This window comes from Streptomyces sp. NPDC005878 (assembly GCF_040629815.1).
GTDB lineage: Bacteria > Actinomycetota > Actinomycetes > Streptomycetales > Streptomycetaceae > Streptomyces.
In genome coordinates this window covers 59,497-75,160 of the sequence record NZ_JBEXWK010000014.1, presented here as the reverse complement: position 1 = coordinate 75,160, position 15,664 = coordinate 59,497, and the positions used below count along the sequence as shown (strand labels likewise).

Sequence of the window (15,664 nt, the reverse complement as noted above, 5' to 3'; positions counted from 1 at the left end):
AGCGATCTCCCGGCCGTGACTCCGCCTGTCACCGCCCGTCGGGGCCCGGCGTACCGCACTCTGCCCCTGGCGCCACACCGGTGGCCCGTGCCGTAGCCCAAGGAGAGGCCCATGCCCCGACGCCCGTACCTGGCCGGTATCGCCGCGACCGCCATCGCCCTCGGCGTACTCGCGTCGGCTCCCGCATCCGGTGACGAGCCGACCGTGTCGCACCCGCGAGTGGTCGCCCACTTCGACTTCACCGCGGGCGAGACGCCCGAGAACATCGCGCTCGAACCCGACGGCTCCGCCGATCTGACCTTCGCCTTCGCCCGCCAGGTCGCCAACGTCACCCGGCACGGGAACGTCCGCAGCCGCGTCACCCTGCCGGCCGTCGCGGACCCGAACACCCCCCTCGTCCACAACGCGCTGGTTCTCGGCATCGCCCGCGCCCACGACGGCACCCTCTACGTCACGTACGCCACCGGCACCAGCGAGACCGGCATCTGGCGCATCAAGCCCCACGGCGGCAGGCCCCACCAGATCGTGAAGCTGCCGCCGAACGGGCTGCCCAACGGCCTCGCCCTCGACGAGCACCGGGGCGTGCTGTACGCCGCCGACTCCGCGCTGGGAGTCGTCTGGCGCGCACCGGTGACAGGGGGCAGGCGCACGGCGTGGGCCACGACGAAGGCCCTGCGCCCGGTCCCGTCCGGAACGGGATTCGGCGCCAACGGCATCAAGGTCCACGACGGCGCCGTCTGGGTCTCCAACACCGACCGGGGGACACTGCTGCGCATCCCCGTACGCCGCAACGGCTCCGCGGGCAGGACCAGCGTCCGGGCGACGGGCCTCGACGGCATCGACGACTTCGCGTTCACCTCACGCCACGGAGACACGGTCCTCGCCACGGTGAACACCGCCAACCAGGTCGTGGTGGTACGCCCGAAGGGCACCCACTCCGTCGTCCTCACCCAGCAGGACGGCCTCGCGAACCCGACCTCCGTGGCGGTACGCGACCATACGGTCTACGTCCCCAGCGCCTCGTACTTCGCCCCCGAGCCGGACCCGAACCTGCTCCTTGCCCGTCTGAACCGCGGGTAGGGCCCGACCGGCCCCAGGCGCCATCGAGAAGGGCGGGCCCGCTTGCGAGGCCCGCCCTTCTCGCTCAGTGACCAGGACCCGGCGACCGCGGGACCTTGACCGAGGACCGAACGGGCCCCCGCTGGGCCGGCCGGGCGCTGTGGATCGTGAGGTCTACGTACGTACCGGGGCTGACCAGTAGTCGTCGTGGATGTCGTCGCGGGGCGGGAAGGGGACGTCGTCGCGCTGCGGGGTGTTGGGGGTGGTCGTGGGGGCGGGCAGGGAGTGGGTTTCGGTGAGGCAGGGGGTCACGGCGGAGAAGCTGAACTGGCCGGTGGTACCGACCTCCAGGGCGATGTGGAAGTTGTCGGGAGTGCTGGCGTAGACGGCGGGCATCGTCTTGCTCGGGTTCACGCCGTTGATCTTGTAGCCCTGGGTCTTCCAACTGCGCTCGACGACGCCGATCAGGCTGCCCCGCCGTTCGGCGGACACCTTGGTCAGGGTGATGACGCGGCGATGGACGGAACCGGTGCCCGTGTCCCTGCCCAGCATGTTGCCGCAACCACTGTCGATCGAGGGACCGTGGTTCCAGCGCAGGGGCGGAGTGATGGCACCCAGGGTCTGCTGGAGCACCGCGTCGGCCCGATCGGCACCCTGGCTCATGTCCATGGCCGGTTTCCTGCGGTCGTGGGTGCCGCCGCCCTTCGTCTGACTGTTCGGGATCGCACCGCAACCGACGGCCGTCGCGGCGAGGAGTACGCATGCGGCCACTGGACCGAAGAAGGACTTCATGGGGGGGCAGGGGCTCCGGGGGCTTCGGGGAGGGGTGTGTGTCGTTCACGTACGCGTCGAGGTGGCGGACCAGAAGGCGTCGTGGATGTAGGGCCGGAGAGGGTATTGCCCCTCGCGTTCGGGGGTGTTGGGCGGGGCGGTGGGGGCAGCGACGGTTGTCCGGGTGAGGCAGGGGGTGCTGACGCTGAAGAAGAACTGGCCTTCGCCGCCGACCGATACCTCTACGGAGAAGTTGTCCGGCGTGGACGCCACGATGGAGGGGAACCGCTTGTTGGAGTTCACATTGGTGACCTTGTAGCCGTGGGTTCTCCAGTCGCGCTCGACGATGCCGAGCAGGGTGCCGCGACGTACCTCCGAGACGACGGTCTGGATCTGTATGCGGCGGTCCACGGCCCCTGAATTCTGTGGAGCCCTGGGGTCGTCCGCGCACGAGGCATCGGTTGAGGGGCCGTGCAGCCAGCGCAGCGCAGGCTTGATCGCCGCAAGGGTCCGCCCCAGGATGACGTCGGCCTGATCGGCGCCCTTCTGCATGTTCATGGCTGGGCGGTTACTGGCAGGGGAGTGTGGGTGCGGGAGCAGCCCGCATCCGGTGGCGGTGGTGAGCAACAGCGCGAGGGCGATGCGGTGGTGGGTTCTCATCGGGGTCCTGGGACTGATGGCACCGCTCCGGTCCGCGCCGGGCCTCGCTGTACAGGGGGCGTGCGGGTCGACCGTGGCGGCGCACCATTCCTCCTTGCTCGGCAGGCGGGTCACGACGTCGTTCCTGGCTCCGCCCACACATACATGGCCTGTCCGACTCCCATGGCCTCGGCGGTCTTCGTCTCCCTCCGTGCCCGAGCTGCCCATGAAGATGATGTCGGCTCCGCGGATGCCACGGTGGCGCTGAGCGGAGAGACAGACGGTGCCACGCCTGGTCCAGCAACCGCCGGCGATCGGCGCGTACATGTAATCCCCCGTGGTTTCGTGCGACCCTCTTCCGCCGCCCTGCAATGACGTTAAAGGCGCAGGTGGGGGCGTGCGCAAGCGCAAACAGGGGGGTGACAGAAAAAGGTGCGGCCACGCATAACACCCGTATAGGAGTGTGCGCAAGAGTGATCACGCTCAGGCGCACACGTCCGCGCCGCAAAGTTCTCCGGCGCAGCGTCTGAGTGGTCTGTGGCTGCTCGCCGCCGACCACGGATCCCGTTGAACCCAGCCAGAGACCCCTGCGACTCATGTGGGGGGGACACGGGTGTCCACGTGATCTCGCGCCTCGCAACTGACATGTGGCACCGCTTATCACCGAGTAGCGCCAGCACTTGGCGATCCCAGGGCAAGAAGATGAGGTGTCGATGAGAACTGACACCGGTCATGGGCGCACTGCGGGCACGACGCTCCGGAGGATCTCCGAAAGCTCCACCGCGGCTCGCTTGATCCACGAGACTTGATCTTGTTTCCCCACGGAGAAGAGAAGGCAAGCATGACGAACAGTGCACTTCTGGTGATGGACGTCCAACGGGACGTCGTAGCCATCGCCGACGATGGTTCCGGATATCTGCCGCGCCTGCGCAGTGCGATCGACGGTGCCCGGGCTGCCGGCATCCCCGTGATCTACGTGGTGATGGGGTTACGGCCGGGTGATCCTGAAGTCAGCCCTCGCAACAAGGTGATCATGAACGTCGTGCGGGCCGGCCTGTTCACCGAGGGCGAGCCTGGTACCGAGATCCATGACGAAGTCGCGCCCCAGCAGGGGGACATCGTGGTTACCAAGAGGCGGGGGAGCGCGTTCTCGGGCAGCGACCTCGACTTGGTACTCAGAGCGCGCGGTATCAATAACCTTGTTCTCACCGGCATCGCCACCAGCGCTGTAGTGCTGTCCACTCTGTGGCGCGCTATCGACCTGGACTTCGGCCTCACCGTCCTGGCGGATGCCTGCCTCGACACCGACCCCGAGGTGCACCGGTTCCTCACCGAAAAGCTGTTCCCGCAGTGGGCCGATGTCGTCGCCGTCGAGGACTGGCTCAAAGCCATCGCACCGCGATAGCGGAAGGCCTTCCGCTCGAGGTCTCTATGCCTGGGTGGGTTCGATGGTGAGGTACCCGGGGTGGGTGGCGGACGTAATGGATCGCCGTGGGCGGGCTGGGTGATGCCGAACAAGCGCATCAGCCGGGCCGATCAGCCGGACCGGGTCCGCGGTCTCCCGTACCTGCCCATCGAGGAACCGGTCCTGCCGAAGCTGCGTGGCGTTGATCCCCATCCGGTCGCGCATCGCCTGGATGTTGGAGATGCCCAACGTCGGTCAGTCGGCGCGCATGGCGGTCGGGCACCGGGCGCTGCCGGGCTCCCGGGCCAGTGCTCGGCGAGTACCCGCTCCGGCCGACCGCGCGCCGCAGGGTTTCGACGGCTGCTCAGTCAGGATCGCGGGCGAGCCAAGCCGCGACGGTCGGCAGCGCCTCGGGGCCGCTGTCCGTCTCCACGGAGGCGGCGAGGTCGGCGATCGTCACAGCGGCCAGTGATGCGCGCCAGGCAGCGTCGGCGGCGCCCATCGCCCGGGCGATGGGGCACTGCGCCGTGCACTGCTCCGGCGCAGTGCCCAGCGGACCGCGTTGGCGGATCTCGGTGCAGACGAAGGCGGGGCTCGCCCCGTCGACGGCCCGCACCACATCCAGCACGGATACCTCTGCGGGCGTCCTGGAGAGGACGTAGCCGCCGGTCTTGCCCTGAACCGAGTGCACCAGGCCCGCGCGGGACAGTGCCTGCAACTGCTTCGCCAGGTAGCTGGGCGACACGTCGTGCAGGGTGGCCAGCCGGGCGGCCGGCACCGGATCCGCCGCCACGGTCAGCACCACGCAGCAGTGCAGCGCCCACTCCACGCCACCCGACAGCTTCATTCCGCCTCCATTGACTCGGACAAAGGATATCCGAGTATTATTCGGATAGAACATGTCCGAGTTTGAGCTGTGCGCCCTCACCCGGTGCACAGAGGGAAGGCACCCCATGAAGATCACCGTCATCGGCACCGGCCTGATCGGCTCCCAGCTCGCCGCTGAGCTGGGAGCCCGGGGCCACGAAGTGACCACCGCCTCACTCTCCTCCGGCGTCGATCTGCTGACCGGGGCCGGCCTCGACAAGGTGCTCGCCGGCGCGCACACGGCCGTCAACGTCACCAACTCGCCCACCTTCGACGAGCAGTCGATCGCCTTCTTCCGCACCTCGGTGGGCAACCTGCTGGCTGCGGGGGAGCGGGCAGGCGTGCGCCACCAGGTCGCGCTCTCCATCGTCGGCGTCGACCAGGTCCCCGCACTGGACTACTACCGCGCCAAGACGCTCCAGGAGGAACTGCTGCGCGGTGGCCCGACGCCCTACTCGATCGTGCGCGCCACCCAGTTCTTCGAGTTCATGGAACCGACCATGTCCTGGACCTCGGACGAGACCGCTGTGCGCCTGCCCGCGACACCGATCCAGCCGATCGCCAGCGCCGACGTCGTCGCCGCCCTCGCCGAGGTGGCCACCGGTGCACCGCTGGACGGGATCCTGGACGTCGCCGGCCCCGACCGGTTCACGCTCGACGAGATCGGCCGCCTCACGCTGGCCGCCCGCGGGGACCGGCGCCCCGTCCTCGTCGACGACCGGGCCGGCCTGTTCGCCGCCGTCCCCGGCGACGTCCTCACTCCGGGCCCCGGCGCCCGCTTGGCCGCCACCCGTTACCAGGACTGGCTCGCGGCGGCCCACTGACGGTGAGTGGCACCGGCGTACCCGGAGCTCGCGTGATGGGTCGCCCGCGGCAGTAGCGAGGCGGCGGGGGCCTTCTTGCGCCGCTTCTTCGCCGCGATCGGCGACACCGTAGAAGACGCGCGAAGTCTCGAATGACGCTGTGATCACAGCGGCCAGTGCCTCGTCCGGCAGTCCCCACGGTGACGGCGAGTTGCCGCCACAGCGGGTACGTCCCAGCACTCACCGAGTTCCGGCCGCTCCCATGGTGCGCCCCTGGGTGACTGTTCGACCAATGCATACCCTCAAGGTGACGGTACGCGGCCGCGGCCCCGAGCCGTTCCCGGACGGCCTCATGCATCGTCAGATGCGCAGGAGGAGTTCGCCCGTCCCGTGGGCGCACAGCGCCAACTTGCCCGTGCAGCCAACCTGTTGAACGAGAAGATGTCAGTACTCATGGCCGGCCGGGGGAGTGTGTGCGGCCGAAAACGCACGCCGATGGCTACTGGGCGGGCGGCTTGGTGGGTGGTTCCCAGCCGTGGGTGAGGATGTCGAAGATTGCCTCGACGGCGGCTCGGCGGTCCTGCCGACCGCGGGCGAGGGCCGGGATGTCCAGTACGAATCGGGCAAGAGCCACACAGGCGAGGTCGTCGTGGTCCACACCGACTTCGTCGGCGATGGCTGCGCTGAGACTGTCGGTATACCTGGTCCACATCCGTTCCGCGTACGCGCGCAGGACCGGTGTGGAGTCGACCAGGTGCGTGAACTCGGCCGCCTGAGGATGCGCCTCGATCGAGGGCCAGGTGTCGCGGACGTGCTGTCGGAGAGCCTCGAGGATGCTCTGACCCGAGGGGCGCTCCCGCACCGCGGCGATCAGTTCTGACTCCCGGTCCTGGTCCTGGTCGAACACCAGGGCTTCCTTACCGCTGAAGTGCTTGAACACCGTGGCGGTCGATACGTCGGCGGCGTCGGCGATGTCACGGATGCCTACGTGGTCGTAGCCATGCTCCAGGAAGAGTTGCAGGGCGGCGTCGGCGATTGCCTGCCGGGTGGCCGCCTTCTTGCGGTCGCGGCGGCTGACGGGGGGCGCGGTCATGATGAGAGCGTATCCGATTGTCGAACCGGTCGCCAAGTAGAGTCGTTGCACTTTTATTCTCGTTGTGCTTTTGTGGGTTAGCGGGTACCTCAGCGGCACCTCTTCACCGGTGGCCATCGCGTGCACCGCACCGCCCGTCGCCCTCCTGCGCATCAAAAAGACGCACGACGCACGACGCATGACCCGGCCGAGGCCGACGCGGGACCACACCGCCCCGCTCTGTCCCGCTCTTTCCGCCCGACGCCTCCTCTTCACCGACCGACAGGAACAACCATGAACTCCCCAGCCCCCGCGCGTGCCGGCATCAGCATCATCGGCGCCGGACCCGGCGGACTGACCTGCGCCCGCATCCTCCAGCAGCGCGGCATCGCGGTCACCGTCTACGACCGCGACCCGGGCCCGGACGCCCGCAACCAGGGCGGCACCCTCGACCTGCACGCCGACAACGGCCAGGTCGCCCTGCGCGAAGCCGGCCTGCTCGACGAGTTCTTCGCCCTCGCCCGTCCCGAAGGGCAGGAGATGCGCCTGATGGACCCCACCGGCAGGATCACGTCCCACCAAGTCCCGGCGCCCGACGAGCTCTTCAAGCCGGAAATCGACCGCGGCCAGCTGCGCGACCTGCTGCTCGGCTCCGTGCAGCCGGGTACCGTGCAGTGGGGTCGCGCTCTCGACACGATCAGCGGGCCCGCCGACGGGCCGCGGCGATTGCACTTCGCGGACGGCACGAGCATCGAGACCGATCTGGTCATCGGCGCCGACGGCGCTTTCTCCCGGGTGCGCCCGGCCGTGTCCCCCGCCGTCCCCGAGTACACCGGGGTCAGCTTCCTGGAAGCACGGTTCTCCGACGTCGAGAAGCGACACCCCGAGATCGCCGAGCTGGTCGGTTCGGGCAGCGCCCACGCAGCCGACGGCGCACGCGCGCTGTTCGCCCAGCGCAACAGCGGAAACCACATCCGCGTCTACATCATCCAACGCGTCCCGGCCGACTGGATCGGCGCCCACGGGCTGACCGCCGAGGACACCGACGGCGTCCGCGCCGTGCTCCGCGACGAATACGCCCACTGGTCACCCCGCATGCGCCGGATGATCACCGAAAACGACGGCCCCTACATCGACCGCCCGATCCTCGCCCTCCCGGTCCCGCACACCTGGGAACACAGCGCGACGGTGACCCTGCTGGGCGACGCCGCCCACCTCATGCCCCCGCTCGGCGTCGGCGTCAACCTCGCCATGCTCGACGCCAGCGAACTAGCCCTCGCCCTCGCGAACGCCGCCACCGTCGACGACGCCATCCGCACCTACGAGAAGACCATGCTCCCCCGCTCCACCGAGACGGCCAAAGCCCTCGAACACGCCGCCGAACACCTGCTGTCCACGGACATACCCGACTTCGACGGCCCCAACGACGCCCAGCGCTAGGACCGGGTACGCAACGAGGTCTCCAGCCGGCGCCAGCGGATGACGGCGCGGCCCAGGGTGACGATGGCTCGGTGGACGTCGTCGCGGATCTCCCAGCGCATCCGCAGGCACCGGAACCAGCGCAACAGCACAATCGCTGCCCTCCACGTCTGTCCCAGCGGTAGACCTCGAGACCGGAGCCGTGTTCGATGCCGCGCCGGGCAGCCGCCGACGTGTTCTCGAACCTATGGACCCGGTCACAATGGCGTGGTCGTAGCCGCGGCCGGTGTGGACGCGCTGCGGGCGGGCAGTGCTTGTTCTCTCTTGCTGCGCACTCGCGGTGTCGCTGACCAGCGGAAATCGCAACGACATCACCCAGCTGCTGCCGCTGCTGGACAAGTTCCCCGCGTTGCGGTGCTGTCGGCCGGCCACGGCATCGGCCCGACATGCTCTTCGCCGACCGCGGCCACAACCACGCACACACACCGCCGGCTCCGGTGACAGCGCGGGATCCGTCCCGTCATCCCCCGACGGGGCGAGCCGCACGGCACCGGCCCGGGCGCCTTCCACCGGGTCGTCGAGCGCACCATTTCCTGGCTCCACGGCTTCCGCCGCCTGCGGATCCGCTGGGAACGACGCGACGACATCCACGAAACCTTCCTCGGCCTCGCCGCCGTCTGCCTGACCACCCACCGCCACGTTCAACGCCTTTGCCAGTGCCAGTAAGCCCCCGCCGGAGGCTCCTCACTTTCCGGCGAGGCCCAGGGTGACCCCATCACGCAGATTTGACGGCGCTTGCGCCAGAACGCTTCCGTAATGCACACACAGTGATCGCGGCTTCGCCGCCTGCGGGTTGCCGGCACAGCGGGTCTCCCGGTACCCACTGAAGGCGTCGATCGTGATCTGGGCCTGCTCTCTCAAGGTAGGGAAGCCCTCGCTACCTCCGATGTCCTTGAGAGCGTCGCGGGCAACGGACTGGATCGCCTCCCCTGCCTTGCGGCATTTATCGCTGAACAGTGTTCTGGCGGCCGGCGTACAGGGAGAGTGGATCCCCTCGCCGAAGCTGTTGTAGTAGTGGGTCAGCCCCTCGTTGACAGCGCTCTGTACCTGCTCGGCCTTCTTGCCCGCTTCCGAGATGGGCGTGTCCACGCTGGGCGGATCGCTGGAAAGCGTCGACGATGAGGCCGACCGGCTCGGCGTGGAAGCGTCACAGCCGGTGACAGCCATGGCCGAAATGGAGAGCGCGAGCGCGGTCAGGACTGCGTGAGCTGCGAGTCGGCGCCGTGAGCGCACGGTCTCTGCCACTTGCCTGTTCCTTCCACTGATGCCAAGTCGCTTGAGCCAGACCCGCAATACTTGTGTGACTCGCAAAGATCCACAGCAGCCCAGCCTCATATGGCTCATTTCCCCCCTGGTACGGCCCGACTGTCTCCGGGAGGCGGAAGACGGGACTTCCGAGACACCGAAGGAACCATCCGTGCGGGTGCGGATGGTGAAGAGCGAGTGTGCGGGGGCGACCAGCCGGGCGGTCCGTTCCGGGCCCTGTGCCGGGAGGTGGAGCCCACCGTCCCGTACGAGCGCCATTGACAGCAGGAGGCCGTGGGTGTCGGAACACCCACGGCCTCGGTATCCCCTGGATAGTCAGAACCTGGAGCGGTGGCCTGCTCAGATGAGGGCGTTGTACGTGTTCCAGCCGTCGCCGATCTGCAGCCGTGGCCCGAACGGGGTGTCGGCGTTGCCGGTGGCGAAGTAGATCCAGAGCCTGCCCTCGTGGTCACGGGCCAGCAGACTGCCTGCGTGGCCGTGCCCGGACAGGTCTCCGGGCGTGGAGAGGGCGGTGTAGATGTTCCAGCCACCGCCGATGCGGGTGCGGTCGCTGAAGGGGGCGGCGGCCCGTCCGGTGCCCCGGTAGAGCCAGAGCACACCATTGTGGTCGCGGGCGATCAGATCGGGGCGTCCGTCGCCCGTCAGGTCGGAGCCGCCCGTGATCATGGTGTAGGTGTTCCAGCCGCCACCGACGCGGGTGCGGGTGGCGAAGGGCGCGCTCGGGTTGCCGGTGCCCTTGTACAGCCAGAGCGTGCCGGCCCGGTCGCGGGCGAGGAGGTCCGGCCTGCCGTCCCCGGTCACATCGCCCGCGCCGAGAAGGGTGTCGTAGATCTGCCAGCCGCCCCCGACCCGGCTGCGGGACAGGAACGGGGCGCTGCTGTCGCCGCTGCCCCCGTAGTACCAGAGCACGCCGGAGCGGTCGCGGGCGACGAGGTCGCCGTTGCCCTGGACGCCGAAGGTGGAGACCTTGGTCAGCAGGTCGTACGCCTGCCAGCCGCCTCCGACGCGGGTGCGGGGGGTGTAGTACTGGCCGTGGTATTCGGGGTACTCGCCCTCCTTGTACTGCCACAGGACGCCGGCTGCGTCCCTGCCGTAGAAGGAGTGCCTGGCGGAGGCGGGGACGTAGTCGTGTTCGAACTGGAACTCCTGGTCCTGTCTCAGTACCTCTCTTCCTTCGTCGGCGAACGTGCAGAAAGCGCCGTTGAGGAAGCTGGCCGGAAGCCCCCAGGAGGCAGACAGACGCAGGTCCTCGGTTGCCTCGACCGGCTTGTCGGCTCCCCACGAGCGCGCGGGGAAGTCGAGGACGGCGGCGCCACTGGCATCGGTCGTCCAGGGAACCCGGGCGTACTGCGAGCCGTCCGTCGAGTACTCGACCCTCACCCCCTCGGTCAGCTTCGTGGCGCTGTAGCCGGCGGCTGCCAGCTGCCGCGCGGTGAATCGCAGCTGGGTGTGTGTTTTCGTCGGGGGCGAAGGCATGGCCCCCATGTGCGTGGTGAGTCGCATGTGGGCGGGCTGGGGGTAACCCGCGCTGACGACGATGGTCGCGTTGGTACCGGTGCCGTGCCCCGGGGAAACCCAACTGCTCGTGAACGACGGCGACGACAGAGGCATCATTATCGGGCCCTGCTCCAGGGCGTTGTCGAGGAACTGTCCGCTGGCACCGTCCACGAGGCGGCCGTACAGGGAGACGTGGTTGCCCACGCCGTATTCAGCGGCCACGTGCAGATGGGTCGTGCCTTCGGCCAGAGGTGCTCCGGGTACACCGTTGTGATCGCTGTCGGCCGCTCCGATCTCGAAGATCCTCCTGGACTCATCCGACGCGTCGTAGTGCGACGGCACGTCGGTACCGGCATCGTCCACGATGCGTATGTGGTCCAGTCCGGCGCCGTGGAGGTCCAGCCGGATATAGGTATCGCCGGCGGGCGGGCGGGTGACCGTGAGGTCTACGTCCCCGGGGGTGCCGTTGACGTAGACCGTGCTGGGGGTGCTCAGATCCAGTCCGGCTTCGGAGGCGCCGGCGTCGGCAGCCATGGCCGTCTGTACGGGGGTAGCGCCGATTGCGGTACTTAGCGCGGCGATCGCCAGCGCGACGCGGTGACGATGACTGATAGGCACGTGGGGAGGCCTTCCGGGGGGGCTGGTCAGGGGGTGGAGCAGGTGTCCCGGCCCTTGGGGGCCGGGACACCCTGCGGCTGGGTCAGGCGAGGTCGCGGAAGGTGGCGAAGCCGCCTTCGTTGGGCCAGAGGCGTTGGGCGGTGCCGAGGTGGCCGTTGCCGTCGCCTGCCCACCAGTAGAGGTTGCCTGCGCCGGAGATCGCGGCGATGTCGGTTTTGCCGTCTGCGTTGAAGTCGCCGGAGGTCAGGTCGCGGAAGGTGGTGAAATCGCCTTCGTTGGGCCAGAGGCGTTGGGCGGTGCCGAGGTGGCCGTTGCCGTCGCCTGCCCACCAGTAGAGGTTGCCTGCGCCGGAGATCGCGGCGATGTCGGTTTTGCCGTCTGCGTTGAAGTCGCCGGAGGTCAGGTCGCGGAAGGTGGTGAAATCGCCTTCGTTGGGCCAGAGGCGTTGGGCGGTGCCGAGGTGGCCGTTGCCGTCGCCCGCCCACCAGTAGAGGTTGCCGGAGCCGGAGATGACAGCGACATCCGACTTGCCGTCCCCGTTGAAGTCGTTGGAGGTCAGATCCCGGAAGGTCTTGAAGTCCTCCTCCGTGAGCCACAGCTTCTCCGAACCGCCGAGACCGCCGTTGCCGTCACCCGGCTTCCAGTAGAGCGTGCCCACCCCACTGATGTCCGCGAGGTCGGTCTTGCCGTCCCCGTTGAGGTCGCCCGGGGCCAGGTCGCGGAAGGTGAGGTAGTCGCCGTCAACCGGCCACAAGCGGGCGCCGTTGCGCAGGCTGCCGTTGCCGTTGCCGTGCCAGTAGTAGAGGGTGCCGGAGCCGGAGATGGCGGTGAGATCGCTCCTGCCGTCACCGTCGTAGTCGTTCTTGGCGTATGGCCGGTAGGCAGAGCCCTCGAGGGTCTGGATGGTCTTGCCCCAGACGCGCTGGCTGATGTCCGCGGCGGCGGTGAACGGGTACTGGCCCGCCGCGGGTGCCCGGCCGGGGAACTCGATCAGGCTTCCGCCCCAGGTGGTGGAGACGAGATCGGCGTAGCCGTCGCCGTCGAGGTCACCGTCGGAGGTGAGCGACGGATGGGCCAGCACGGAGAAACCGGAGCCGATCTGCTGGCGGGTGGTGATGTCGCCCAGTCCGGTCGAGTCGCCCACGCGGTTGTAGTACGCGTACAGGGCGCCCGTGGTGGTGTCGCGCGCCCACAGATCCGGCAGGCCGTCACGGGAGGCGCCGCTGGCGGCGCCGATGTCGCCGGGGGCGAGGACGGTCATGCTCTGCCAGCCGCCGGCACCGATCTGGACCGGATTGACGAAACGGCCGTTGCCGGCCCCGTGGAACAGCCAGAGCACACCGTTCTCCACGGTGACCAGGTCGTTGCCGCCGTCTCCGTCCACATCGCCGGGCGCGATGAGCTGGGTGACTTGCTGCCAGTTGTCACCATAGCTGCGGCACTTGGCTGCATCGAAGGCGCAGTCGGGCCGGGTCACCGTCACCAGCTGTGCTTTGGTGAAGTCGCCGTTCGTCGGGTTGAGGTAGAGGTACAGCTCTCCGCCCTTGTAGGCGAACAGGTCGTCGACGGTCTGCCCGCCGTGTTGGGAGCCGCGGTGGGCGAGGATGGCCCCGGCCCACGTGGCGGTGGCCGGCAGCTTGCTGGGCGCCTGGTAGGCCGCGACAGTACCGCCGCGCGCCGGGTCGTCCGTGCCGACGGGGTACATGCGGATGTTCCCGCCGCCGTCCACGGTGGCGACGTCCGGCAGGCCGTCACCGGTCAGATCCCCCGCCACGGCCTTGGCGTTCGGATTGCCCGGCACGTAGAAGTCGTACTCGTACGTCCGGGAGCGGTTTCCGGCATTGTCGACCGCGTCCACGTAGAGCACGTTCGTGCCCCAGTGGCCGGGTGTCAGGTTCAGGGAAGCCGTCCCGTTCACGGCGTCGACGGTCGTGGCGCCGCCGACCGGGAGGGACCGGTTGAAGGAGTATTCGAAGTAGTCGACGCCGCTTCCGCCGTCCGAGGCGCTGAGCCGGAACGTGCCGCCGAACCGGTCGTCCGCGTGATGCGTCGTGACCGTGGAGCCGGAGGCGGGGTAGTCGTCCGACGCGACCGCCGGCTCCGACGGCGGTGTCCCGTCGACGCGGAAGTGGCAGACGGGTGTGGTGGCGGAGTGGCTGATGCCGTCGTCGGATCGGGCGTACCAGCCGTACAGATGACCGTCGGTGAGGGTGCCGACCGCCTTGTCGACGGTGGTGCCGCTGGAGACCCAGGCGGTACTGGAGCCGTTGTCGCCCATGCCGATGACGCTTCTGCTGCCGTCCGAGTCGTCCCAGATCCCGAACTGTCCGCGGACCTGCTGGTCGGAGTCGGCGTCGGCGACCGTGGCCCGGAGGTGGATTCCGTCACCGGCCGCGTTGGTCGCGCCGATCCAGCCGATGGTGTTCACCCCGCAGTCGGGCGTGGTGGGTGAGACGGAGGCGGGGGTGGTCCCGGGTGACGTGGGCACCTTGGGGACGGTGTTGTACTGCACGACCAGGGACGCGCTGGTCGAGAACCGCTTGAAGGCGTCCCGGTTGCTCTCGTCGGCGGCGAAGACGCCGACCGCCAGGCTGGAACCCGCGTTGTCGACGGCCGAGGTGATGTCGGCCTCGGCGAGCTGGTTGCCGGGGCAGTCGTTGTTGCGGGTGCCGGTGACCGAGGCGCTGCCGATCCTCTCGTGGGCGCTGGGCGCGGTGTTCCAGGTGATGCCCGTGCTGAAGGAGTCGGTGCGGTAGACGTTGAGCCCGTACTTCTCGCAGCCGATCGAGGCGGAGTACGTCTCCGTCATGGTGAGGGTGGCCGAGTGGACGACCTTTCCTACGTACGGGGACGTGTTGAATTTGTAGTAGACGCGCTCGATGCCGGTGTCGGTCTGGTACCCCTGGTAGCCGACGCCCGGATTGCCCCACTTTCCGGTGTCCCAGGCGCTGTTCTTGTACGCCTCCCAGACAGCGCCCCAGGTGTTGCTGTCGGTCCTGCCCGGTTCCCAGTTGGGATCGATGTACACGGGGTAGTGCGTGTCGGCGGCGGTGAGCAGGTGCTGGTCGGGGGTGAGGGTAATGGCTCCTTCGGCGGTCCGGGCCCGCAGGTCGGCCTGCTTGGCACCGGCCCCCGGCCCGTCGGGCGAGGAGCCGGTCTCGCCCGCGGCGGCCGTGCGTTCCTGTACCAGGGCCCTGTTGCGGGCCATCGACAGGCCGGACGTGGCGGAGCCGGACGCGGTGCTGGAGTCCCACATCGTCGGAGTGGGTGCGGAGAAGACCGCGGCTCCCGTGGCGTCCTTGGCGCTCAGGCCGCCGTGTGCGTCATCCGACAGCGTCAGTCCGCTCGTCGTCCAGGTGGCGAGCCGTACGGTGGCCAGTTTCGGATTCGTGGCGGCCTCGCGGGTCTTGACGATCAGGACCTGGGCGAATCCGCCCTGGTCCTGGGCGGTGACGCGGAGGTCGACGTCGGGAAGGACGTTCGGATACAGGGCGGCTCTGCCGGACACGGTGGGCGCGGGCAGGGGATCGGGCCAGGAGAGCGCGAGTTGTTTGCCCTCGGGCGTGGTCATCCTGGCGAGCGGGCCTGTCCCGCCCGGGGAGAACGCGAGCGCGGTGGGAGTCGCGGTGGTGGTGAGCGACCCGTCGTCGCCGCGCCGGAGAGTGGCGTCGAGCGGCGTCCACTGACCGTCCTTCCGCACGCGAACGGGAGTGACGTTCTGCCTCTGGGTGAAGCTCCCGTCCGGGTTGGCGGTGAGCGTACTGGTCGGGGTGGTGGCACTCTGCACGGGCACGGCCGAGCCGGTCGCCTTGGCCTGCGCCGCGGCCTCGGCTTCGGCGGCCTGCGGACCGGTGAGCGGTGTCGATGGTTCGGTGGCGGGGTGCTCGACGGGGTTCGGCTTCACAGGAGCGGGAGCGTCCCCCCCGCCGGCCGCTGCCGGGCCGGCGCCGAATGCGACGGATATCAGGGCGCTGCTCACCGCCACACTCCAGGCCGAGGCGATCGCTTTTCGCCGACGCCGTCTTTCGGTCCCCATGCTGCTCCTGTATGGCTGCGGAATATGGAATTCAGCCCGCTAATTCAGCGAGCGCCCGGGGAGCATATACGGGGAGTCAGACATTCAGCGCGTGGTTTCATGACGGTCTGCATCGTCAACGGGTTGAATGGATGTATAGCGGCTAAGTCGGA

General features: G+C 68.9%; 12 protein-coding genes and 1 pseudogene. 5 read left to right on the top strand and 8 right to left on the bottom strand.

Annotated elements, in window-relative coordinates; all coding sequences use genetic code 11:
• Positions 1-111 precede the first annotated feature (111 nt).
• Positions 112-1,080, top strand: coding sequence for a hypothetical protein (locus ABZ404_RS21200; RefSeq protein WP_358830974.1), 969 nt, complete (start codon positions 112-114; stop codon positions 1,078-1,080).
• A 153-nt stretch (positions 1,081-1,233) separates the two neighbouring features.
• On the opposite strand, the gene ABZ404_RS21195 is transcribed toward ABZ404_RS21200, so the two are convergent.
• On the bottom strand, positions 1,234-1,728 hold the full coding sequence (locus ABZ404_RS21195) for a hypothetical protein (RefSeq protein WP_358830975.1): 495 nt from the start codon (positions 1,726-1,728) through the stop codon (positions 1,234-1,236).
• 168 nt (positions 1,729-1,896) lie between these two features.
• Entirely contained in the window at positions 1,897-2,388 is a 492-nt protein-coding gene (locus tag ABZ404_RS21190) for a hypothetical protein (RefSeq protein WP_358830976.1), read from the bottom strand.
• Positions 2,389-3,310: 922 nt separating this feature from the next.
• Between ABZ404_RS21190 and ABZ404_RS21185 the strand changes: the two genes are divergently transcribed.
• Complete coding sequence (locus tag ABZ404_RS21185) at positions 3,311-3,874, top strand: cysteine hydrolase (RefSeq protein ID WP_358830977.1); 564 nt, start codon at positions 3,311-3,313, stop codon at positions 3,872-3,874.
• Between the two features lie 364 nt (positions 3,875-4,238).
• Here the strand turns inward: ABZ404_RS21185 and ABZ404_RS21180 are convergent, their stop codons facing one another.
• The gene (locus ABZ404_RS21180) at positions 4,239-4,721 is read right to left on the bottom strand and encodes an Rrf2 family transcriptional regulator (RefSeq protein WP_358830978.1); all 483 of its coding nucleotides are present in this window, start codon (positions 4,719-4,721) and stop codon (positions 4,239-4,241) included.
• 106 nt (positions 4,722-4,827) lie between these two features.
• Here ABZ404_RS21180 and ABZ404_RS21175 point away from each other — a divergent pair, with 106 nt between their 5' ends.
• Positions 4,828-5,565, top strand: coding sequence for an SDR family oxidoreductase (locus tag ABZ404_RS21175; RefSeq protein ID WP_358830979.1), 738 nt, complete (start codon positions 4,828-4,830; stop codon positions 5,563-5,565).
• 478 nt (positions 5,566-6,043) lie between these two features.
• On the opposite strand, the gene ABZ404_RS21170 is transcribed toward ABZ404_RS21175, so the two are convergent.
• Positions 6,044-6,637, bottom strand: a complete 594-nt coding sequence (locus ABZ404_RS21170; protein ID WP_358830980.1) for a TetR/AcrR family transcriptional regulator — start codon at positions 6,635-6,637, stop codon at positions 6,044-6,046.
• Between the two features lie 273 nt (positions 6,638-6,910).
• Between ABZ404_RS21170 and ABZ404_RS21165 the strand changes: the two genes are divergently transcribed.
• Complete coding sequence (locus ABZ404_RS21165) at positions 6,911-8,056, top strand: NAD(P)/FAD-dependent oxidoreductase (RefSeq protein WP_358830981.1); 1,146 nt, start codon at positions 6,911-6,913, stop codon at positions 8,054-8,056.
• On the opposite strand, the gene ABZ404_RS21160 is transcribed toward ABZ404_RS21165, so the two are convergent.
• The gene (locus tag ABZ404_RS21160) at positions 8,053-8,187 is read right to left on the bottom strand and encodes a hypothetical protein (RefSeq protein WP_358830982.1); all 135 of its coding nucleotides are present in this window, start codon (positions 8,185-8,187) and stop codon (positions 8,053-8,055) included. The genes ABZ404_RS21165 and ABZ404_RS21160 overlap by 4 nt on opposite strands.
• A 182-nt stretch (positions 8,188-8,369) precedes the next feature.
• On the opposite strand from ABZ404_RS21160, the pseudogene ABZ404_RS21155 reads away from it, so the two are divergent.
• Positions 8,370-8,761 (top strand): annotated as a pseudogene (locus ABZ404_RS21155) (transposase); the annotation flags it as partial.
• Between the two features lie 18 nt (positions 8,762-8,779).
• Here ABZ404_RS21155 and ABZ404_RS21150 read toward each other — a convergent pair.
• The 3 genes from ABZ404_RS21150 to ABZ404_RS21140 form a co-directional block, all read right to left on the bottom strand.
• Positions 8,780-9,340: a hypothetical protein gene (locus tag ABZ404_RS21150; protein ID WP_358830983.1), complete on the bottom strand. Its 561-nt coding sequence runs from the start codon at positions 9,338-9,340 to the stop codon at positions 8,780-8,782.
• Between the two features lie 360 nt (positions 9,341-9,700).
• Complete coding sequence (locus ABZ404_RS21145) at positions 9,701-11,392, bottom strand: VCBS repeat-containing protein (protein ID WP_358830984.1); 1,692 nt, start codon at positions 11,390-11,392, stop codon at positions 9,701-9,703.
• 166 nt (positions 11,393-11,558) lie between these two features.
• Positions 11,559-15,380: an FG-GAP-like repeat-containing protein gene (locus tag ABZ404_RS21140; RefSeq protein WP_358830985.1), complete on the bottom strand. Its 3,822-nt coding sequence runs from the start codon at positions 15,378-15,380 to the stop codon at positions 11,559-11,561.
• Positions 15,381-15,664: the final 284 nt, after the last annotated feature.

Bases quoted from the DNA above. Each gene is read 5' to 3' on its own strand.
- ABZ404_RS21200 (WP_358830974.1), top strand. From the start codon at position 112: ATGCCCCGACGCCCGTACCTGGCCGGTATCGCCGCGACCGCCATCGCC.
- ABZ404_RS21180 (WP_358830978.1), bottom strand. From the start codon at position 4,721: ATGAAGCTGTCGGGTGGCGTGGAGTGGGCGCTGCACTGCTGCGTGGTG.
- ABZ404_RS21190 (WP_358830976.1), bottom strand. From the start codon at position 2,388: ATGAACATGCAGAAGGGCGCCGATCAGGCCGACGTCATCCTGGGGCGG.
- ABZ404_RS21165 (WP_358830981.1), top strand. From the start codon at position 6,911: ATGAACTCCCCAGCCCCCGCGCGTGCCGGCATCAGCATCATCGGCGCC.
- ABZ404_RS21175 (WP_358830979.1), top strand. From the start codon at position 4,828: ATGAAGATCACCGTCATCGGCACCGGCCTGATCGGCTCCCAGCTCGCC.
- ABZ404_RS21185 (WP_358830977.1), top strand. From the start codon at position 3,311: ATGACGAACAGTGCACTTCTGGTGATGGACGTCCAACGGGACGTCGTA.
- ABZ404_RS21170 (WP_358830980.1), bottom strand. From the start codon at position 6,637: ATGACCGCGCCCCCCGTCAGCCGCCGCGACCGCAAGAAGGCGGCCACC.
- ABZ404_RS21145 (WP_358830984.1), bottom strand. From the start codon at position 11,392: ATGGCTGCCGACGCCGGCGCCTCCGAAGCCGGACTGGATCTGAGCACC.
- ABZ404_RS21195 (WP_358830975.1), bottom strand. From the start codon at position 1,728: ATGGACATGAGCCAGGGTGCCGATCGGGCCGACGCGGTGCTCCAGCAG.